The organism is Ancylobacter sp. (genome assembly GCF_965279025.1).
In the GTDB taxonomy this organism is placed as follows: Bacteria; Pseudomonadota; Alphaproteobacteria; order Rhizobiales; family Xanthobacteraceae; genus Ancylobacter.
Genome location: NZ_OZ257132.1, coordinates 4,136,938 through 4,157,642 on the forward strand (window position 1 = coordinate 4,136,938; position 20,705 = coordinate 4,157,642).

17 protein-coding genes are annotated in these 20,705 nt (G+C 66.4%); all 17 read right to left on the reverse strand.

The window, feature by feature from the left end:
* Window positions 1–61: 61 nt before the first annotated feature.
* The 17 genes from lpxB to ACQY76_RS19370 all read right to left on the reverse strand — a co-directional run bounded on the left by lpxB (window position 62) and on the right by ACQY76_RS19370 (window position 20,649).
* Window positions 62–1,255, reverse strand: coding sequence for a lipid-A-disaccharide synthase (gene lpxB / locus ACQY76_RS19290; protein ID WP_428030308.1), 1,194 nt, complete (start codon window positions 1,253–1,255; stop codon window positions 62–64).
* Window positions 1,252–2,157, reverse strand: a complete 906-nt coding sequence (locus ACQY76_RS19295; RefSeq protein WP_428030309.1) for an LpxI family protein — start codon at window positions 2,155–2,157, stop codon at window positions 1,252–1,254. The genes lpxB and ACQY76_RS19295 overlap by 4 nt, the downstream gene beginning before the upstream one ends.
* Entirely contained in the window at window positions 2,132–2,965 is an 834-nt protein-coding gene (gene lpxA, locus ACQY76_RS19300) for an acyl-ACP--UDP-N-acetylglucosamine O-acyltransferase (RefSeq protein ID WP_428030310.1), read from the reverse strand. The genes ACQY76_RS19295 and lpxA overlap by 26 nt, the downstream gene beginning before the upstream one ends.
* Window positions 2,962–3,450 carry a 3-hydroxyacyl-ACP dehydratase FabZ gene (gene fabZ, locus ACQY76_RS19305; protein WP_428030311.1) on the reverse strand — a complete coding sequence of 163 codons (489 nt, stop codon included), beginning with the start codon at window positions 3,448–3,450 and terminating at the stop codon, window positions 2,962–2,964. Before fabZ ends, lpxA begins: the two co-directional genes overlap by 4 nt.
* Before the next feature lie 3 nt (window positions 3,451–3,453).
* A complete protein-coding gene (gene lpxD, locus ACQY76_RS19310; protein WP_428030312.1) occupies window positions 3,454–4,527 on the reverse strand; it encodes a UDP-3-O-(3-hydroxymyristoyl)glucosamine N-acyltransferase in 1,074 nt (357 codons plus the stop codon).
* Window positions 4,528–4,615: 88 nt separating this feature from the next.
* Entirely contained in the window at window positions 4,616–7,042 is a 2,427-nt protein-coding gene (gene bamA, locus ACQY76_RS19315; RefSeq protein WP_428030313.1) for an outer membrane protein assembly factor BamA, read from the reverse strand.
* 188 nt (window positions 7,043–7,230) lie between these two features.
* Window positions 7,231–8,376, reverse strand: a complete 1,146-nt coding sequence (gene rseP / locus ACQY76_RS19320) for an RIP metalloprotease RseP (protein ID WP_428030314.1) — start codon at window positions 8,374–8,376, stop codon at window positions 7,231–7,233.
* A 146-nt stretch (window positions 8,377–8,522) separates the two neighbouring features.
* Entirely contained in the window at window positions 8,523–9,398 is an 876-nt protein-coding gene (locus ACQY76_RS19325; RefSeq protein WP_428033061.1) for a phosphatidate cytidylyltransferase, read from the reverse strand.
* On the reverse strand, window positions 9,349–10,032 hold the full coding sequence (locus ACQY76_RS19330) for an isoprenyl transferase (RefSeq protein ID WP_428033062.1): 684 nt from the start codon (window positions 10,030–10,032) through the stop codon (window positions 9,349–9,351). The genes ACQY76_RS19325 and ACQY76_RS19330 overlap by 50 nt, the downstream gene beginning before the upstream one ends.
* 127 nt (window positions 10,033–10,159) lie before the next feature.
* Entirely contained in the window at window positions 10,160–10,723 is a 564-nt protein-coding gene (gene frr, locus ACQY76_RS19335) for a ribosome recycling factor (protein ID WP_428030315.1), read from the reverse strand.
* A gap of 141 nt (window positions 10,724–10,864) precedes the next feature.
* On the reverse strand, window positions 10,865–11,596 hold the full coding sequence (pyrH, locus tag ACQY76_RS19340; protein ID WP_428030316.1) for a UMP kinase: 732 nt from the start codon (window positions 11,594–11,596) through the stop codon (window positions 10,865–10,867).
* Window positions 11,597–11,695: 99 nt separating this feature from the next.
* Window positions 11,696–12,619, reverse strand: coding sequence for a translation elongation factor Ts (gene tsf / locus ACQY76_RS19345; RefSeq protein ID WP_428030317.1), 924 nt, complete (start codon window positions 12,617–12,619; stop codon window positions 11,696–11,698).
* 123 nt (window positions 12,620–12,742) lie between these two features.
* Window positions 12,743–13,741 carry a 30S ribosomal protein S2 gene (locus tag ACQY76_RS19350; protein WP_428030318.1) on the reverse strand — a complete coding sequence of 333 codons (999 nt, stop codon included), beginning with the start codon at window positions 13,739–13,741 and terminating at the stop codon, window positions 12,743–12,745.
* Window positions 13,742–13,951: 210 nt separating this feature from the next.
* Window positions 13,952–14,791: a sulfotransferase family protein gene (locus ACQY76_RS19355; protein WP_428030319.1), complete on the reverse strand. Its 840-nt coding sequence runs from the start codon at window positions 14,789–14,791 to the stop codon at window positions 13,952–13,954.
* A 143-nt stretch (window positions 14,792–14,934) separates the two neighbouring features.
* Window positions 14,935–18,375 carry a DNA polymerase III subunit alpha gene (dnaE, locus tag ACQY76_RS19360; protein WP_428030320.1) on the reverse strand — a complete coding sequence of 1,147 codons (3,441 nt, stop codon included), beginning with the start codon at window positions 18,373–18,375 and terminating at the stop codon, window positions 14,935–14,937.
* A 343-nt stretch (window positions 18,376–18,718) separates the two neighbouring features.
* Window positions 18,719–19,414 carry an ABC transporter ATP-binding protein gene (locus ACQY76_RS19365; RefSeq protein ID WP_428030321.1) on the reverse strand — a complete coding sequence of 232 codons (696 nt, stop codon included), beginning with the start codon at window positions 19,412–19,414 and terminating at the stop codon, window positions 18,719–18,721.
* 11 nt (window positions 19,415–19,425) lie between these two features.
* Complete coding sequence (locus ACQY76_RS19370; RefSeq protein ID WP_428033063.1) at window positions 19,426–20,649, reverse strand: lipoprotein-releasing ABC transporter permease subunit; 1,224 nt, start codon at window positions 20,647–20,649, stop codon at window positions 19,426–19,428.
* Window positions 20,650–20,705: the final 56 nt, after the last annotated feature.

The following is a 20,705-nucleotide window of genomic DNA, read 5'->3' on the forward strand; positions in this document are numbered from 1 at the left end:
CTGATCGAGAACCCCGCCCTCCGGAACCGGACGGCGGGGTTTTCATATTCCGGGAGCGCCCTCAGGGACACATAGGCGTTTGAGCCTGGCGTGACGCGGCCAGCGCCTCCAGCACGGCGCGAGCCGCACGCCGGCTCGGCGGATCGCCGCCCTCGCCCATGATCGCATCGAGCCGGGCGAAAGCGGCGAGCTGCGCCTCACGTTCCGGACCACCCTCCAGCAGCCGCACCAGCCGCGCCGCCATGGCCGGCGGATCGATGTGCCATTGCAGATATTCCGGCACCGCCGCCTCGCCGACGATGAGATTGGGCAGGATTGCGGTCTTCACCCGGATGAAGAACGGTGCGATACGCCCTTCCAGCCAGGGGACCTTATAGGCGGCGACGGTCGGAATGCCGGCCAAAGCCAGTTCGAGCGTCACCGTGCCGGAGGCGGCGAGCGCTGCCCGCGCGACCCGGAAGGCGGCCAGCTTCTCACCCTCATCGACGATGATCCGCGGCTTCACCGGCCATGACGCAACGATCTCCTCGACCTGCGAATGCCGTCGCGGCAGCGTGGGCAGGACCAGCTCGACCCCCGGCATCATCCGCTGCAGCCGGCCCAGCACGTCGCCGAAGACCGGCCCGAGCCGCGCAAGTTCGGCGCGCCGGCTGCCCGGCAGTACCAGCAGCACGGGCGGCGACGCATCCCGCCGGGCCGCCTCTTGCGGACCTGGCCGGAGCCGATCCAGCTCGCCCAGCAGCGGGTGGCCGACATAGAGAGTGGGTGGCCCGCCCAGCTCTTGCATGGCCTCCGGCTCGAAGGGCAGAACAGCGAGCACCCGATCGAAATCCGGCGCCATGGCCTTTGCCCGGCCGGGTCGCCAGACCCAGACGGTGGGCGCCACATATTTGACGATCGGCAGTTTCGGCAGCCGGGCCCGCACCTTGCGGGCAACGCGGTGGGTGAAGTCGGGCGCGTCGACGAGCACGAGAATGTCCGGCGGAAGGGAGACGATCGCCTCGGTCGTCTCACCCATGCGGCGAAGAATGCGCGGCAGGCCGGCGATGACCTGCGCGAAGCCCATGGCGGTGATGTCTTCCATCGGGAAGAGTTCCGCCAGCCCCTGCGCGTGCATGCGCGCGCCGCCGACACCTCGAAAGCGGACCTCCCCGGCATGCAGCGCCGTCAGTTCCGCCATCACGCCAGCACCCAGCGCGTCGCCGGACTCCTCGCCGGCGACGATGAATATGTCGAGCGGTGCCGCGCCGCTCATGGGCTCTCCGCCCCCTCGCGCTCGAACGCGAAGATGAACAGACCTGCCCGGTTGGCCGCCTGTACCAGGGCTTCAACGTCCGCCACGATGACGCCGCCGGCCTCGAGAGCGATGCCCGCCAGCCCCGCCCGGGCGGCCCCCTCTACCGTGCGCACGCCCAAAGACGGCATGTCCAGCCGCCGATCCTGTCCGGCCTTCGGGCACTTCACCAGCACGCCGCAGCGATCCGGCACCTTGATGCGCCCGTTGGCACGCAGTTCGGCCACGCGTGCCAGCATGAGATCGGTACCTTCCGCCGCCTCCACCGCCACCACATGGCCGTTCATGACCACCAGCCCCTGACCGATATCCAGCGGGCCCATGGTCGCCAGCGCCGCCCGCCCCTGCGCGATGTCGACCGCCGCGCGGGCATCCGGCGTGAGGGCGCCGAGCCGGCCGGCGGGAATGAGGATGTCGGGCGCAACCTCGTGGGCGCCGACGAGCCGGAAGCCGGACTCCTCGAACAGCCGGCCGAGGCTGGTGAGCAGATGATCATCCCCGCCACGGAGCATGGCAAATACGCGCGGCAGCAGCGTCAGCGTTCTCCAGTCGAGCCGGATATCGCGGATCCGCGGGCGCAGCACATTGCCGATGAAAACGACGTCGCGGCACCCAAGCCGGCGCATCTCGCGCTTCAGGAAGCCGAAGCGGCCGATGGAAATCCACACATGCGGCCAGGCTCCCACCGGCGCATCGGCAAAGCCGCGTACGGGGAAGAGAATGACCTGGCGCCCCGCCTTGCGGGCCGCCTCTGCGACCGCGAGAGGAAAGGCTCCGCCGCCGCAGATGATGGCGAGCGGCGCATCCACCCGCACGCCCTCGCCCATCGCTGATGTCTCAGGCAGCTTCGGGCTCAGCGACATGGTCGGCCGCGTCGTCGGGTACGGTAAGGCGCCGTTTGCCGCCGTTTCGGATGAAATCGACGACATGCAGCACATTCGCATCGCCGGCAAAATCCTCTGCGACGCGTGCCGCCCGCTCTCCCAGCGTACCGCCCGAATAGAACAGCTCGCGATAGGCCGCGCGCAGTGCGTGGATCTGCGGCCGCGTAAACCCGCGCCGCTTCATGCCGATGATGTTCAATCCCCCGAGCCCGCTGCGGCCATAGATCATGGCGCCGAAGGGAATGAGGTCGTGCTGAAGCCCGCACAGGCCACCCACAATGGCATTGTCGCCCACGCGCACATGCTGGTGGAGCGCCGCCATGCCGCCGAGGAAGACGTTGTTGCCGATCGTCACATGCCCGGCGAGCGTCGCATTATTGGCGAAGATCACGTGGTTGCCGACCACGCAGTCATGCGCGACATGGCTGTTCACCATGAAGAAGCAGTTGTCGCCGACCACCGTCTCCATATGGCCGCCCGAGGTGCCGGTGTTCATCGTCACATGCTCGCGGACGGTGCAGTTGCGACCGATGACGAGACGCGAGGCCTCGCCCTTGTAGCCAAGCGACTGCGGCGCGAAGCCCAGCGACGCGAACGGGTAGATCGTCGAACCCTCGCCGATGGTGGTATGGCCGCTAATGGCGACGTGGGAGACGAGCTTCACGCCGGCGCCCAGCACCACATCCGGGCCCACCGTGCAGAACGGCCCGATCTCCACGCCCGCACCCAGGATTGCCCCGTGCTCGACGCGCGACAGCGGGTCGATCTTCACCTCGGAAACGCTCATTTGCCTCCCTCGCGGGCGATCATCGCGCCCACCTCGGCCTCGGCGACGATCTGCCCGCCGACCTTTGCTTCACCACGGAACCACCACATGTTCCGCCGCTTCGTCATCTGCGTCATATGATATTCAAGCACGTCCCCGGGAAGGACAGGCTTGCGGAACTTCGCCTTGTCGATGGTCATGAAATAGACGAGCGAGGGCGCGCCATCTCCCGGACGCTCCAGCAGGCAGATCGTGCCCGCCGTCTGTGCCATGCCTTCGAGGATGAGTACGCCCGGCATCACCGGGTTGTCGGGGAAATGGCCCTGGAAATGCGGCTCGTTGGCTGACACGTTCTTGATGCCGATCGCCTTCTTGTCACCCTCGATGCCGATGATCTTGTCGACCATGAGGAAGGGGTAGCGGTGCGGCAGCGTCGCCAGGATGCGCTGAATATCGGCGGCACCCAGCGCCGTGGTTTCAACTGTGGCTTCAGCCTGCACGTCCATTCCCTACTGCCCCTGTTGTTCGCCGCGCCGGCCGGCAATGTCGCCGCGCCCGAGTCGCTGGATCGCCATCACCTCGCGGAACCAGTCACGCATCGGCTTGGCGGGCGAGCCGCCCCATTCGGCACCGGGCGGCACGTCGTCCTTCACATTGCTGGTCGCGGCAATGCGGGCACCATCGCCAATGCGGACATGGCCAATCACACCCACCTGCCCTCCCAGCATCACGAAATCGCCCAGGGTCGCGCTGCCGGCGATACCTGTCTGCGAGACGATGATGCAGTGACGTCCGATGACGACGTTGTGCGCGATCTGCACGAGATTGTCGATCTTGGTTCCTTCGCCGATCACCGTGTCGCGCAGGCCGCCGCGGTCGATCGCCGTCGCGGCGCCGATCTCGACGTCGTCCTGCAGGATCACCCGGGCGATCTGCGGCACCTTGGCATGGCCCTTCGCCCCGCCAACATAGCCGAAACCGTCCTGGCCGATCCGGGCACCGGGATGCACGATCACCCGGTCGCCGGCAAGCGTATGCTGCAGCGTGGCACCTGCCCCGATGGAACAGTTCCGGCCGATACGCACTCCCGGCCCTATCACCGCGCCGGCGGCGATCACCGTGCCGCCGCCTATTTCCGCTCCGGGCCCGATGACGGCGCCGGGATCGACGGTCACATCGGCCTCAAGCCGCGCCAGCGGGTGCACCATGGCGCCGCTGGCGACGCCGGCCTGGCCGAACATCGAGGCGGGGCTCAGACTGCTAGCATAGAGTTGCCGGGCGACGGCGACGAAGGTCGCATGCGGCTTGGCCACCCGTATAGCGACCGTGCCCGACGGCACATGTTGGGCGAAGCGTTCGGAAATCAGGCACGCACCCGCGCGCGTCTCTCGGAGCGCGGCGACGTGGCGAGCCCCCTCCATGAAGGTCAGGTCGGTCGGTCCGGCTTCTTCGAGCGACGCCACGCCGCCGATCCTAACGGTAGACTCCCCCGCCGTGCCTTCTCGCTGGGGCGCGCCGGCAATGACGCCGATCTCCGCCAGCGTCAGCGGCACAGGCGCCGGATGGAAGAAGGGATCGTTCATCGCCGCCCGTCGACTGTCGTGCCGGTTCCCAAACGCACAAGCGGCCCGGATGACCGGACCGCCGTGCTGCAAGATGGGATGGATATTATCAGAACTTGGTGCCGCCGCTGAAGCGGAACTCCTGCACCTCGTCATACCATTCCTTGGACAGTGCCCAGGCATAGTCGAAGCGCAGCGGGCCGAAGGGCGACTGCCAGATCAGGCCAACACCGACCGACGAGCGGATGCTGTCGCTGTCCGCCACGCAGACGTTTGCAAGACCCTTGGTGGAGGAGCCGCGCAGCGTGCTGCAGTCCACCAGATTGTTCTGCCAACCCGCGATGTTCTCGAAGGTGGTGTTGCCCTGATAGTCCCAGAGCGAACCGGCATCGGCGAACACGGCTGCCTTCAGGCCGAAATCCTTGGGCAGGAAGGAAAGTGGGAACTGCACTTCGGCCGACGTGCCCCAGTACATCGTGCCGCCGAGCGCATCCATGTCCTCGCCGAAATAACCGGAGGCCAAGTCGCGCGGGCCGATGCCGTTCGGGGCGAAGCCGCGGACGAGGTCGGGACCCTTGAAGAAGTTGTCGGTGATGCGCAGGTCCTCGCTGCCCCACGAAGCCACATTGCCAAGCTGGCCGCGCAGCAGCAGGACGAAATCGCCGACGATCGGGGTGTAGAAGCGGGTATCGAAGGTCGAGCGGATATAGCTGGTGTCGCCACCGAGGCCGGCGAAATCCTGCTTAAGTTCGATAAGGTAACCGCTGGTCGGGTTACGGTTGTCGTCGAGCATGTTGTAGGAGAGCGTGTAGCCAACCGCCGAGGTGATGATCGACTCATTGTTGATCTCGAGCAGCGCCCACGACACGTCGTTATAGAGCTCGTCCTCGACGCTGACCGAGATTTCCTTCTGCGACAGCATATAGCGCAGACCGAGGGTCAACTCGTCGGTGAGCGGCAGGGCCACGCGCAGCGTGCCACCCATCGTTTCGGTGTCGTACTGGCTGTAGCTGGTCGCGCTGGTCTGCTTCCAGAACAGGTCGAAGCCGGCCGCCATGCGGTAGTCGAGGAAGTACGGCTCGGTGAAGCTGAAATCGGCGCCCTGCACGTTCTCGCCAAGCTGGCCGGCAAGGCGGACATACTGGCCGCGCCCCAGGAAGTTCTTCTCCGAGATCGCCACTTCGCCGATGAAGCCGTCAGTGGTCGAATAGCCACCCGACACCGAGAACTCACCCGTGGGCTGATCCTCGACCGTCACCACCAGGATAATGCGGTCGGGCGCGGTGCCCGGCTCATTGGTGATCTTCACATCCTTGAAGTAGCCAAGGTTGCGCAGCCGGCGCTCGGCCCGATCGACCATCACGCGGTTATAGGCGTCGCCTTCGGCGAAATCGAACTCACGACGGATCACCCAATCGCGGGTACGCACGTTGCCGCGAATTTCGATCCGCTCGACATAGACGCGCGGACCTTCTTCAACCGCGAAGACCAGCGAGATGGTGCGGGTTTCGGCATTGCGGTCACCGCGCGGACGAACCTGGGCGAACGCGTAGCCGGCCTTGGAAACTTCGATCGTCGCATTCTCGACCGACTTCTCGACCAGCTCGGCGTTGTAGACCTGGCCGGGAGCGACGCGCAGGGCGGCGCGCAGGTCGGCAATGTCGACGTCCCGGATGCCGGAGACGACATCCACCGTGCCGACACGATACTGCGGGCCTTCCTCGAGCACATAAGTGAGGACGAAGCCGTCCCGCTGGCGGTCGAGATCCGCGGTCACCGAGATGATACGGAAATCCGCATAGCCGTGTTTCAGGTAGAAGCGGCGCAGGAGTTCCTGATCGGTGTTGATGCGGTCGACGTCATAAATGTCGGTGTTCTTGAGCCAGGACAGCCAGTTGGTCTCGGTCGTGGTGATCTCGTCCTTCAGCTTGTAGGCCGAATAGGCCTTGTTGCCGACGAACTTGATCTCGGCGACGCCGAGCTTGTCGCCCTCGGTGACCTCGAACACGAGATCGACGCGACCCTGGCCGCGCTCGATGATCTTCGGCTCGACGCGCACATCGTAGCGGCCGGCGCGGTGATAGACGTCGATGATGCGCTGCGTGTCCGCCTGCACCGTGGTCTTGGAGAGCGGGCTGCGCGCCTTGGACTGCACTTCCTGCGTGAGCTGGTCGTCCTTGACCTTCTTGTTGCCCTCGAAGGCAACGCGGTTGATCACCTGATTCTCGACGACCGACACGACCATCCGCCCGCCGCGATTGCTGATCGTGACATCGGAGAACAGACCCGTCGCATAAAGGCCCTTCAGGGCCTCGTCGATCTTGGCGGGCGTCAGCGACTGGCCCGGCGACGTCTGGAAATAGGAGCGGATGGTATCGGCATCGACGCGCTGGTTACCTTCGACGACAATCGAACTCGCCGACTGCGCCATGGCCGCCCCGGGGACCATGACGGCCCCGGAAACACTGCCGACAGCCACCAGAAGGGCGACGCCGACAACCGAGGCCAATCTACTCACGAACCGGGAACCAGCCATTTGGTGCGCAACCTTACCGTTGTTCTGGGAGACGACCGAGCACATGTCCCGAAGGACGCACCCGATGACACTCCTCACCCTGCACCCCGTTTGATACAGACTTTTCCAGAGCCTGCAAACGGGACCTGCCGCTTTCGATGCCTTTTCCGGACGGCGTGGCACCTCGGCAACGCCAACCGGAACCGGCCTCAAGATTTTGATATATTGAGAATATCGTTCCAAGTCGCGAACAGCATCAGCATCAGCACCAGCGCCAGACCAATGCGGAAACCCACCTCCTGCGCCCGTTCACTGAGCGGACGACCGCGCAGCGCCTCGATGGCGTAGAAAAGCAGATGCCCGCCGTCGAGAAGCGGTACCGGAAATAAGTTAAGAAGTCCGATCGAGACCGACAGAACCGCCGCAAGCTGCAGCAATGCCGCCATTCCGAAGGTCGCGACCTGACCGGAAACCTGGGCGATCCGGATGGGGCCGCCGAGTTGGTCGGCGCGCTCGCGGCCCGTCACCACCCCGCCAAGATAGCTAAAGGTGCGGTCGACGATGAACCACACTTCCTGCGTCGCCTTGGTCACCGCCTCGACCGGCCCGAATCGCTCGGTGCGCACCTGCCCGCCCCCGGTGTCGCGGGAGATGCCGAGCACGCCGATACGATGGACGTTGCCGAAGGTATCGGTCACCTCGCGCAGGTCCGGTGTCGCCTCCAGCGTCAGGCGCTGGTCCCCGCGCTCCACGTCGACCGCGAGCTTTTCACCGGCATTGGCACTGACGACGCGCTGCATGTCACCGAAGGAATCGATCGGAGCGCCGTTGATCGAGAGAATCACGTCCTTGGGCTGGAAGCCGGCGCGCTCGGCGGCACTACCGGCCTGCACGGCGTCGACCTGCGGCGTCGTCACCTGCCGCCCCACGGTCATGAACAGGCCGGCGAAAATGACGATCGCCAGGATGAAATTGGCGATGGGACCGGCGGCGACGATGGCGGCGCGCGCGCCCACCGATTTGTGGAAGAAGCTCTCGCGGCGGTCGGCCTCGCTCATATGGCCCAGCGCATCGCGATCGGGTGCGCTGGCCGCGTTCTCGTCCCCGAGAAACTTGACGTAGCCGCCAAGGGGAATCGCCGACAGCTTCCAGCGCGTGCCGTGGCGGTCGTTGAAGCCGACGATCTCCGGACCAAAGCCGATCGAGAAGGCCACGACCTTCACCCCGGCACGCCGGGCAACCCAGAAATGGCCGAGCTCGTGGAAGAACACGACGATCGTCAGCACGAACAGGAACGGCACGACATAGCCGAGCAGCCAGCCCGCCGTGCCGCCCATCGAGGTAAGAAGTTCCATTCAGCGATTTCCCAGACGGACGCGCCGCGCGGCACGTCTTGTGTTCCATACGGAGGCTTTAAGGCGATCTTGGGCAGGCGGGGCGCCGCTGCACACGAATTGTAGGGCCCGGCGCTTCAGTCGTCGCCGCGGCACGCCGGCACGCCTCACCATAGCAGGAGGCCCTGCGCTGGCGCGCCAGGAGCCCTTATCAACCCGATCAGCAGCGCCAGCGCCGCCGCGGCAATAAATCCGTCGAGCCGATCCATGAGGCCGCCGTGGCCCGGAATGAGCTGGCTGGAATCCTTCATCCCGAAATGCCGCTTCATCGCCGATTCGAAAAGGTCGCCTGCCTGGCTGGCGAGGCTGCAGAGCAGGGCCACCGGTGCCGCCAGCAGCGCCGATTCGATACCCGCCACATACAGCGTCGCCATGCCGGCAAGCATGCCGGTGAGCGTGCCGCCGATGGCGCCGGACCAGGTCTTGTTGGGGCTGACGCGCGGCCAGAGCTTGGCGCCGCCGATGAGGCGGCCGCAGAAATAGGCGGCGATGTCGGTCGACCAGACAACGGCGAGCAGCCAGACGAGGCTGACCAGTCCGAAATTGGCGTCATCCCGCAGGATGAGAGTCGGGAGCGCCAGCGCGCCGGCATAGAGCACGCCAAAGGGCGCCCATGTGCGCCGCTCCGGGTTTGAGCGGGCGACCAGCGCCGCCGTGATCGCCCCCAGCACTACAATGCCGATGGCGGCAGGCGGCGGGCGGATGGCGAGCAGGAGAATCGCGGCAAGCAGCGCGGCCGCCCCGATGACCAGAAGCGGCGAACGCGGCTTCGCCCCGATCATGCGGAGCCATTCCCAGAGAATGATCACCGAGGCGAGGGCAACCAGCGCGCGGAATCCCCAGCCACCATACATCGCCACCAGCACGACGAACGGCCCGAGAACGAGCGCCGAACCGAGCCGTGGCAGGAAATCGTCCCCGATCCGCAACGGCTCAGCTTCCGCCCGCGTCGACGCCGCCGAAGCGGCGTTCGCGCCGGCCATATTCGCCAAGCGCCCGCTCCAGCCAGCTCCGGTCGAAATCCGGCCAGAGAACCGGCAGGAACACCAGCTCCGCATAGGCGGCCTGCCAGAGCAGGAAGTTCGACAGGCGCTGCTCGCCGCTGGTGCGGATCATCAGGTCGAGCGGCGGCAGGCCCGCCGTGTCGAGGACCGCGCCGAATCGTTCAGGCGTAATGTCTTCCGCCCGAATCTCGCCGGCGGCGACCTGCCGGGCCAACGATTGGGCGGCGCGCGCCATCTCGTTCCGCGCACCATAGTTGAACGCCACCGTGAGGGTGACGCCAGTATTGGCTTGGGTGAGCGCCTGCGCTTCGTCCAGCAGCCCCTGCACCTCCGAATCGGTGGGGTGCCCCTCGCCGATGACCCTGAGGCGGACATTCTTGGCGTGCAGATCCTTGAGATCCGAGCGAATGAAGCGCTTGAGCAGCCCCATAAGCTCGCCGATCTCCTGCTCCGGGCGGGACCAGTTCTCGCTGGAAAAGCTGTAGAGCGTCAGCGCCTCGATGCCGAGTTCCTTGGCATCGGCCACCACGCGACGCACGGCCTCGGCTCCGCGCCGATGGCCCTCGAAACGGGGCAGGCCGTGGCTCTTCGCCCAGCGGCCATTGCCATCCATGATGATGGCGACGTGGCGCGGCACGCACGAAGGCGCGGCCGCCTGGCCTATGTCGGCTTCGATGGCGGCGCCGGATGCCTCGCCACGCCTTGCAATGTTCACGAAAGGCCCCCTTGGCGCCTACAGACTAAACCGCGAGAATTTCCTTTTCCTTCGCGGACAGAACCTGGTCGATCTCGGCAATGAACTGGTCCGTCGCCTTCTGAACCTGATCGGCCAGACGGTCCAGATCGTCCGAGCTGCCCTCGCCGTCCTTCTCCGCCTTCTTGATGGTGTCGAGGCCGTCGCGGCGCACATGACGCACGGAGACCCGGCAGGCCTCGGCATATTTATGCGCGACCTTGACGAGTTCCTGGCGGCGATCTTGCGTCAGTTCGGGAATGCGCACGCGCAGCACCTGGCCCTCGGTCTGCGGGTTGAGGCCGAGATTCGAGTCGCGAATGGCCTTTTCCACCGCCGACACCATGCCGCGATCCCACACCTGCACCGACAGCAGCCGGGGCTCGGGCACGTTCACCGAGGCGACCTGGTTTAGCGGCATGTGGCTGCCATAGGCATCCACCTGGATCGGTTCGAGCAGGCTGGCCGAGGCGCGCCCGGTGCGCAGGCCCGACAGCTCGGTCTTGAGAACGGAGATCGCGCCCTGCATGCGGCGCTTAATATCGGCCAAGTCAATCGGACCAGTGCTCATCACGAACCTCATTCATTCATCAGCCGGCACGAGGCTGACGGGCGCCGGTTGGCGGCTTATCCAACCTAACGGCCCGCAAGGCAAGCCTCGCCCCTCGACCCTAACACTCTCGTCGCCCGCGCCACACGCGTGCTTGAACGCTCAGGGGGCGACGGTGGTCGCACGCCCCTCCCCGCGAATGGCGGCAGCGATCGCACCCGGCTCGCGGATCGAGAAGACGACGATCGGCAGCTTCGCCTCCCGCGCCAGCGCGAAGGCGGCAGCGTCCATCACTTTCAGGTCCTTGGCGAGAGCCTCGTCATGCGTCAGGCGCTCATAACGCCGCGCCGAGGGGTCCCGCTTGGGATCGGCGGTGTAGACGCCGTCGACATTGGTCGCCTTCATCACCGCGTCGCATTCGAGCTCGGCGGCGCGTAGAACCGCCCCGGTGTCGGTGGTGAAATAGGGATTGCCGGTGCCGCCGGCCAGCAGCACGACACGCCCGCGCCCGAGATGGCGGGAGGCGGTCTGGCGGGCATAGGGCTCGCAAATGGTCGGCATGGGGATGGCGGAAAGGGTGCGGGCGGGAACGCCGGCCTTTTCGACCGCCTTCTCCAGCGCCAGAGCGTTCATCACCGTGGCCAGCATGCCCATATGGTCGGCGGTGGCACGGTCCAGCCCCTGCCCCGCCACGCTGGCACCGCGCAGGATGTTGCCGCCGCCGACCACCACGGCAATCTCGCAGCCGGTGGAGCGTGCCTCGACGAGGTCCTGGGCGATGTTCTCGATGGTCGGCCAATGCAGGCCGAAGGCCTCATTGCCCATCAGCGCCTCACCGGACACCTTGACCAAGACGCGCCCGTAAATGGCGCCGTGCGGCTCAGGGATCGACATGGGGCACCTCTGGCTTGGCGCGACTCGCGACGTCGCGCACAGTAAAACACGCCGGACTGCCCGTTGGCGGCCCGGCGTGACTTATCAACGCAAACCGACTTAGACGCCGGCGGCAGCGGCGACTTCGGCGGCGAAGTCGCTTTCCTGCTTCTCGACGCCCTCGCCGAGGCCGAAGCGGACGAAGCCGACCAGCTTGATCGGCGCGCCGACCTTGCCTTCGCTTTCCTTCACCGCCTGGGCGACCGTCTTGGACGGATCATGGATGAAGGACTGCTCGACCAGCGTGACTTCCTTGTAGAAGGTCTTCAGGCCGCTCTCGACGATCTTCTCGACCACGTTGTCCGGCTTGCCGGAGGCCTTGGCCTTCTCGGCGAGCACGCCCTTCTCGCGGGCAACCACGTCCTCGGCAATGGCCGAAGCGTCCAGCGCCTGCGGGTTGGCGGCGGCGACATGCATCGCGATCTGGCGACCCAGCGCAGCCAGCTCATCCGCCTTGCCTTCCGACTCGAGCGCGACCAGCACGCCGATCTTACCGAGGCCCTCGCCGACCGAGCCATGAACGTAGGAGCCGATGACGCCGGCCGAAACGGACAGCTTCTTGGAGCGGCGCAGGTTCATGTGCTCGCCAATTGTGGCGACGGCGCTGTTGATGGCGTCGGCAACCGTGGCACCGCCCGGGTAGGCCGCCGCCTTGACCGCCTCGACATCGTCCTCGGCGCTCAGCGCGACCGAAGCGATGTCGCGGACCAGCTGCTGGAACTGCTCGTTGCGCGCCACGAAGTCGGTTTCGGAGTTCACTTCGACGACCACGCCCGTGGTGCCCGAGACGGCAAGGCCGATCAGGCCTTCGGCGGCGACGCGGCCGGCCTTCTTGGCGGCCTTGGCAAGGCCCTTCTTGCGCAGCCAGTCGACGGCGGCTTCGATGTCACCATCCACCTCGGTCAGCGCGGCCTTGCAGTCCATCATGCCGGCGCCGGTCTTCTCGCGCAGCTCTTTCACCATGCCCGCGGTGATGTTGGCCATGTTCCGTTCCTCAACGATCTCTGTGTCAATCGACAACACGGCCGGCCGGAGGAAATCCGGGCCGGCCGTGCGATACAATGCTTGGCGCCAAAATGTGACGCCGTCGCGAAGCGGACGCCGGGGTCACTCGACCTCGGCGGTCAGCTCCTTGGCCTGCGACACCCAGCCATCGACACGGCCCGGCAGACCGACTTCTTCGCCCAGGCGATGTGCATCGTCGGCATTGAGCGCGGCGATCTGCCAGTAGTGGAAGATGCCGAGGTCGGTCAGCTGCTTCTCGATGGCCGGCGAGACGCCGGTCAGCTTCTTCAGGTCGTCGGCGATGCCGCGCGGGCCCGAGAGCGACTCGAGGCTAGTCCAGCTGGATTCGGCCGGCAGTTCCTCGACCAGCGGCGCCTCGGAGGCACCGACGTCGATGCCGAGATCGCCATGGGCGCGGCCGATGCCGTCGATCGCGGCGCGGGCGACGAGGTCGCAATAGAGGTTGATGGCGCGGCCGGCGTCGTCATTGCCGGGAACCGGGAAGGCGATGCCGTCCGGATCGCAATTGGTGTCGAGGATCGCCGCGACCGGAATACCAAGGCGGCGGGCCTCGGCGACGGCGAGGTCTTCCTTGTTAGTGTCGATGACGAACAGCAGGTCGGGAATGCCGCCCATGTCACGGATGCCGCCAAGCGCGCGATCGAGCTTTTCCTTCTCGCGCTGGAGCGTCAGGCGCTCCTTCTTGGTGTAGCCGACACCCTCGCCGGCCGCGAGCAGCTCTTCGAGCTTCTTCAGGCGGGCGATGGAGTGGGAAATGGTCTTCCAGTTGGTCAGCATGCCGCCGAGCCAGCGGGAATTGACGTAGTACTGGGCCGAGCGCTTGGCCGCGTCAGCCACGGCGTCAGCCGCCTGGCGCTTGGTGCCGACGAAGAGCACGCGGCCGCCACGGGCCACGGTGTCGGAAACCGCCTGCAGGGCGCGGTGAAGCGCCGGCACGGTCTGCGCCAGATCGATGATATGGATGTTGTTGCGGGTGCCGAAGATGAACGGGGCCATCTTCGGGTTCCAGCGGTGGGACTGATGCCCGAAGTGCACGCCAGCTTCCAGGAGCTGGCGCATGGAGTAGTCAGGGAGCGACATTGTCTTCTCTCGTCCGGTTGGCCTCCGCGGACATGGCCGTGCCGAGGAATTCGGCTTACGGCACCGGAGCGGCGCTGAAGTCCTCTCGACAGGTCATGACGAGGGGCTTCCGGCCGCGAGTCCGCGTGCGGAATGGCGCGGCTTATACGGGAGAGCGCCCGCAGTGACAAGCCCGGTGCCACGCCGCGCGAAGCGGCACGGGCGAGGCCGTCACCTCGCGGCGAGGCTAAGCTTGGCAAGGCCGGTCGCCAAGGCGGACGGCGTGGCGGCGGGATCGTCGGAAAGGCGTGCCGCCATGTCGCGATAAAGCCGCCCGCAGACGGCGGCCCGGCCGAGGCCGAAGGCCGGCAGCTGCAGGGCATGGTGGCGCAGGCCCGGCGACAGGAAGGCGTCGATCTCCGCCGCCGCTTCCGGCGTCAACGCCGGCCAGTCGCCGCCGAGCTGCGCCTTCATGCGCTGGGTGCAGCCGCGCCAGTCGGCGAGCAGGTTCTCATACGCCACCAGCGTGCGCACGCTGCCGCGCGTCGCCCGCTCGGCATCCAGCATATAGCGCAGCCACGCCTTCAATCCCTGCGCGGCCGTCAGCTTGTCGCGGGTCGCGATCGACTGCGCCACCTCAAGCGGATTGCGCAGGGTGAGAATGGAAGCGACCTCGTACCCCGCCTCCTCCAGCGCCTTGGTGTAGAGCGGCACGAGACGGCTGATGCGCGGGTCCTTCAGGACGACCGTCGAGGCGCCGCCGAACTCGCTGTCGAGCGTCGCGCGCAGGCGGTCCCACATCCCGTTCGCCCGCACGATTTCAATCGGGTCGACCTTCATCCGGCCGCGCGAATACCAGCTATGGCCGCAGGCGGCGAGAATGTCGTCATTGAGCCGGACGATCGGCGCCGATTCCCAATGCCCACGTTGATTGCCGGCGCTGGCCCCGATCAATGTCTTGGGCGTGGCGACGCCCAGCAGGTTGATCGTCCGCGTGACGGCCGAGGTGCCGCTGCGGTGCATGCCGAGCACCAGAATGGCGCGACGCCTGGAACTAAGCTCGGTTTCCACTGACCATTCCGCTCTCAATCACTTCGAGCCGCAGAAGGGCCTCTTTCGCGACGAGATCAAGCAAAAACGCGCGGAGAGGCGTCGAGACGCCTCTCGGAAATATACCGGAAACGCTTGGAAACACCCGGACGCATTCAGGTGTTTCAGGCCATCTCGACCATCTCGACGCCGGGCACGGCCTTGAGGGCGCCGGCAATCTGCGGCGAAAGGCTGAAGCGGCCGGGCAGCTTTACCTCCACCTCGGTGTCGCCGCGCTCGCCGAGCAGCAGCACGAGGGAGACCTCACCATCCCCCCGCCCGCCGCCAAGCGTCCCCAGACGCGCCGCCACACTGTCCAGCGGTTCCGGCGAGCGCAGGAAAACCCGCATGCCCTTCTGCGTCTTCGACGCCGCCTCGTCGAGCGGCTCCACCGTCTGGATGCGGGCGCGCACATCCTCGCCCTGCAGTTCCGCCGATACCTGCAGCAGCAGCGCCTTTCCCGGCTCCAGCAGTTCGCGATACTGCGCCAAGGTCTCCGAGAACAGCACCGCCTCGAACTGGCCGGACGGATCCGACAGGCCGACAATACCCATCTTGTTGCCGGTCTTGGTGCGGCGCTCCTGACGACTCACCACCGTGGCGGCGAGGCGCCCGGCCATCGAGCCGGCGCGCACCGAGCGGGTGAAATCGGTCCAGCGCTGCACTCGCAATCGATCCAGCGCCTTGCCGTAATCATCCAGCGGATGGCCGGTCAGGAAGAAGCCGATCGCATCATATTCGTGCTTCAACCTTTCCGCCTGAAGCCACGGTGCCGCATTGGGAATCGGCAGTTCCGCCGCGACCGAGGGGCCGCCGAACATGTTGCCCTGCCCCGAAGCCGCTTCCGCGCCGACAGAGGCGGCATGGGCGAGAACGCAATCGATCGCTGCGGACGCACGGGCGCGATTCTTCTCTACCGTGTCGAAGGCGCCGGCATTGGCGAGGCTCTCCATCGTCCGCTTGTTCAACGCCTTCGCGTTGATGCGGGCGGCGAAGTCGGCGAGGCTGGCGAAGGGTCGCGCGCCCCGTGCCTCCACGATCGCGTCGACCGCCTGCCCGCCCACGCCTTTGATGGCGGCAAGCGCGTAGAGAATGCGCCCGTCCTTTACCGCGAAATCCCGGCCAGACAGATTCACCGAAGGCGGCACCACCTCGATGCCCAGCCGCTGCGATTCCTGGCGGAATTCCGCCAGCTTGTCGGTGTTGCCCATGTCGAGCGTCATGGACGCGGCCATGAACTCGGTGGCGTAGTTCGCCTTCATGTAGGCGGTCTGGTAGGAAACCAGCGCATAGGCCGCCGCGTGGCTCTTGTTGAAGCCGTAATCGGCGAATTTAGCGAGCAGGTCGAAGATTTCCGAGGCCTTGGCCTTCGGAACGCCGCGCTCCACCGCGCCATCGACGAAGCGCTCGCGCTGCTTGTCCATCTCGGCGCGGATCTTCTTGCCCATGGCGCGCCGCAGCAGGTCGGCTTCACCCAGCGAATAGCCCGACAGGGTCTGCGCGATCTGCATCACCTGTTCCTGGTAGATGATGACGCCGTAGGTTTCCTTCAGGCTGGCCTCCAGCGCCGGGTGGGCATAGGCGGCCTTCTCCTGCCCGTTCTTCACCGCGCAATAGACCGGGATGTTCGCCATCGGGCCCGGGCGGTACAGGGCGACGAGGGCGATGATGTCCTCCAGCCGGTCCGGCTTCATGTCGACCAGCGCGCGCCGCATGCCCGCGCTTTCCACCTGGAACACGCCCACCGTCTCGCCCCGGGTGAGCATGTCGTAGGTCTTCTTGTCGTCTAGAGGGATGGTCGAGAGGTCGAGCGTGATGCCCCGCTGCGCCACTAGCCGCACGGCGGTCTGCAGCACGGTCAGCGTCTTGAGGCCGAGGAAGTCGAACTTGACCAGCCCGGCCTGCTCCACCCATTTCATGTTGTACTGGGTGACCGGCATGTCCGAGCGCGGATCTCGGTATAGCGGCACGAGCCTCGCCAAGGGCCGGTCGCCGATGACGATGCCGGCGGCGTGGGTGGAGGCGTGGCGGTTCAAGCCCTCCAGCCGGGTGGCGATGTCGAAGGCGCGCTTCACCACCGGGTTGGCGTCGCTCTCGCCCTGCAGCTTGGGCTCGTCGTTGATCGCCTGCTTCAGCGTCACCGGGTTGGCCGGGTTCTGCGGCACCAGCTTGCAGAGCTTGTCGACCTGGCCATAGGGCATTTCCAGCACCCGGCCGACATCGCGCAGCACGCCGCGCGCCTGCAGCGTGCCGAAGGTGATGATTTGCGCCACCTGGTCGCGCCCATAGCGCTTCTGCACGTAGCGGATGACCTCGTCACGCCGCTCCTGGCAGAAGTCGATGTCGAAATCCGGCATCGACACGCGCTCGGGGTTCAGGAATCGCTCGAACAGCAGGCCGAAGCGCAGCGGGTCAAGATCGGTGATCGTGAGGGAATAGGCGACCAGCGAACCCGCGCCCGAGCCACGGCCCGGTCCCACCGGAATCCCCTGCGCCTTCGCCCATTTGATGAAGTCGGCCACGATGAGGAAGTAGCCGGGAAACTTCATCTTCTCGATGATGCTGAGCTCGAACGCCAACCGGTCCTCATAGTCCTGCACGGACAGGCCATCGGTCGGACCATGCACGGCAAGCCGGTCACGCAGCCCCTCTTCCGCCTGAAGGCGCAGTTCCTCCGCCTCGTCGCGGTCGAGCGTGAAGCGCGGCAGGATCGGCTTGACGGTGCGCGGGCGATAGGCGCAGCGCCGCGCCACATCCACCGTATTGGCCAGCGCTTCCGGCAGGTCGGCGAACAGCTCGGCCATCTCCGCACGGGTGCGGAACCGGTGGTCCGGCGTCAGCTGGCGGCGATCGGCCTCGGCCACCAGCCGCCCTTCGGCGATGCAGATCAGCGCGTCATGCGCCTCATAATCGTCCTGCGTGGCGAAGAACGGCTCATTGGCGGCCACCAGCGGCAGATCGAGGCGATAGGCGAGGTCGATGAGGGCGGGCTCGACCCGCCGCTCGTCGGCAACGCCATGGCGTTGGAGCTCGACATAAAGCCGGTCGCCGAACAGCGTCTGCAACAGGGCGAGCCGCTGCTCCGCATGGTCGGCGCTGCCAGCCGCCAGCGCCCGGTCGATGGGACCATTGGGGCCGCCGGTGAGGGCGATGAGGCCGCCGGCGCGCCCTTCAAGCCAGTCCGCCTTGATGTGGGGGGCGCCATCGGAAGCGGTGTCGAGAAACGAGCGCGACACCAGCTCCATGAGATTCTTCCAGCCCTCCTCGCTGGCGGCGAGAAGGACGATGCGCGGCCGTTCCAGGCTGGCGGGGCCGCGCGGGGCCGGGCCGGGGAAATCCACCGCCACGGCGCAGCCGAGAATCGGCTGGATGCCGGCGCCGGCCATCTTCTCGGAGAATTCCAGCGCGCCGAACAGATTGCCGGTGTCGGTCAGCGCGATGGCGGGCTGGCGGTCCTTTTTGGCGAGATCGGCGAGCTTGCCGATGCCGAGCGCCCCTTCCAGCAGCGAGAAGGAGGAATGGACGTGCAGATGAACGAACCCGACATCAGCCTGCGCCATTTTCATCCTCCCGCGACTCGAAGGCCGCAATGGTGGGCGCCCGGCCGGGCGGCGTCCACCCTCGGGGAGCCATCCTCCCCGTTGTCCTCAGGCTGAAGGCGAACCTTCATGCCTCAGCTGACTTCAGCCTCGCGCCGACCTCAGACCCCGGTGAGAACGCCGGCCCAGAGGCCGATCATGGCGACGAACATCCCGATGGATGCGAGAGCGGCGGCTTCCTGAACAAGAACACGGATCATGTCGACCTCCCTAGAACATAGAGAGAACATGACTCCCATTATCCCCGCAATCAACCCATGTTCTTCTTTCGTTCCCGTTCATGGTTGACGAATCGAAAACAGCCGGCGCCTCACGCCAGTTCCACCACCTGCCCCTCCTGCAAGGTCACGCGGCGGTGCATGCGGGAGGCGAGTTCCAGATTGTGGGTGGCGATAACCGCCGCCAGCCCCGTGGCCTCCACAAGCTGCGACAGCGCGTGGAAGACATGGTCGGCGGTGTGCGGGTCGAGATTGCCGGTGGGCTCGTCCGCCAGCAGCACGCGCGGCGCGTTGGCGACGGCGCGGGCGATGGCGACGCGCTGCTGTTCGCCGCCGGAAAGCTCGCCGGGGCGATGCTCCAGCCGCTTGCCGAGGCCGAGATAGCTGAGCAGTTCCTTTGCCCGCGACGCCGCCTCGCGGCGCGGCAGGCCCCGGATCATCTGTGGCAGCATGACGTTTTCCTGCGCCGAAAATTCAGGGAGCAGATGGTGGAACTGGTAGACGAAGCCGACCCCGGTGCGGCGGATGCGCGTGCGCTCGGCGTCGGGAAGCCCGGCCGTCGCCGCGCCGCCGATGAACACCTCGCCGGCGTCCTGGTGCTCCAGCAGGCCGGCAATATGCAGCAGGGTCGACTTGCCGGTGCCGGACGGTGCGACCAGTGCGACCGACTGGCCCTCCAGCACGGTGAAGTCGGCACCGCGCAGGATTTCCAACGTGCCCTCGCCCTGCACATAGCGGCGTTCGACGCCTTCGAGGCGGAGAGCGGCCCGCGGGGGAATGGTCGACATGGCTCGTCTTCCTATTCGTAGCGCAACGCTTCCACCGGATCGAGGCGCGCGGCGCGCCAGGACGGGTAGAGCGGAGCGAGAAGGGACAGGATGAGCGCCATGATGACCACCGTCGCGGTCTCGCCGACGTTCAGCTCGGCCGGCAGCCGGCTGAGATAATAGAGTTCGGGCGAGAACAGCTCGGTCCGGGTGATCCACGAGATGAACTGGCGAATTTCCTCGACATTCAGGCACACGACCAAGCCCAGCAGGAAGCCGGCCAGCGTCCCGACCACGCCGATGGCGGCGCCGGTGACGAGGAAGATGCGCATGATCGCGCCGCTCGTCGCCCCCATGGTGCGAAGGATTCCGATGTCGCGCCCCTTGTCCTTCACCAACATGTTGAGGCCGGAAACGATGTTGAAGGCGGCCACCACCACGATCAGCGTCAGGATGAGGAACATCACGTTCCGCTCCACCTGCAGCGCGTTGAAGAAGGTGGCGTTGCGCTGTCGCCAGTCGACGATGTAGATCGGCCGCCCCGCCGCCGCCTGCACGGCCTCGCGGTAACGCTCCACATCGTCTGGATTGTCGACATAGACCTCGATGGCGGTGACGTCGCCATCCTTGTTGAAATAGGCTTGGCTTTCCGCCAGCGGCATGAAGACGAAGGCGCTGTCATATTCCGACATGCCGATCTCGAACACCGCTGCGATCTTGTAGACCTTGATGCGCGGCGTCGTCCCCATGGGCGTTACCGCGCCGCGCGGGGCGACGAGTGTGAGGTTGTCGCCGGCCTGCAGCGAGAGCTGGTCCGCCAAGCGCTTGCCGATGGCAACCCCCGAGCCCTCGTCGAAGCCGTCCAGCGTGCCGGTGCGGATGTTGGTGCCGATGGCCGGAAGCGCCCGCAGGCTGGCTTCGGAAAGCCCCCGCACCAGCACGCCGCCGGCTCCAAAGGCTGACGACGCCAGCGCCTGCCCTTCCACCAGCGGCACGGCGAGCTTCACGCCCGGCACGCCGGCGATGCGCTTGGCAACCGCGTCATAGTCGGTGAACGGCCCCTCGCCGGACTGCACCAGCATATGGCCGTTGAGGCCGAGGATCTTCGACAGCAATTCGGTGCGGAAGCCGTTCATCACGGCCATGACGATGATCAGCGTCGCCACGCCCAGCATGATGCCGAGGAAGGAAAAGCCGGCAATGACCGAGATGAAGCCTTCCTTGCGACGCGCCCGGAGATAGCGCAGCGACAACATCCACTCGAAGGCGCTGAACGGCCGCGAGCCGGTGGGCTCCTCGCCGGCATTCGCCT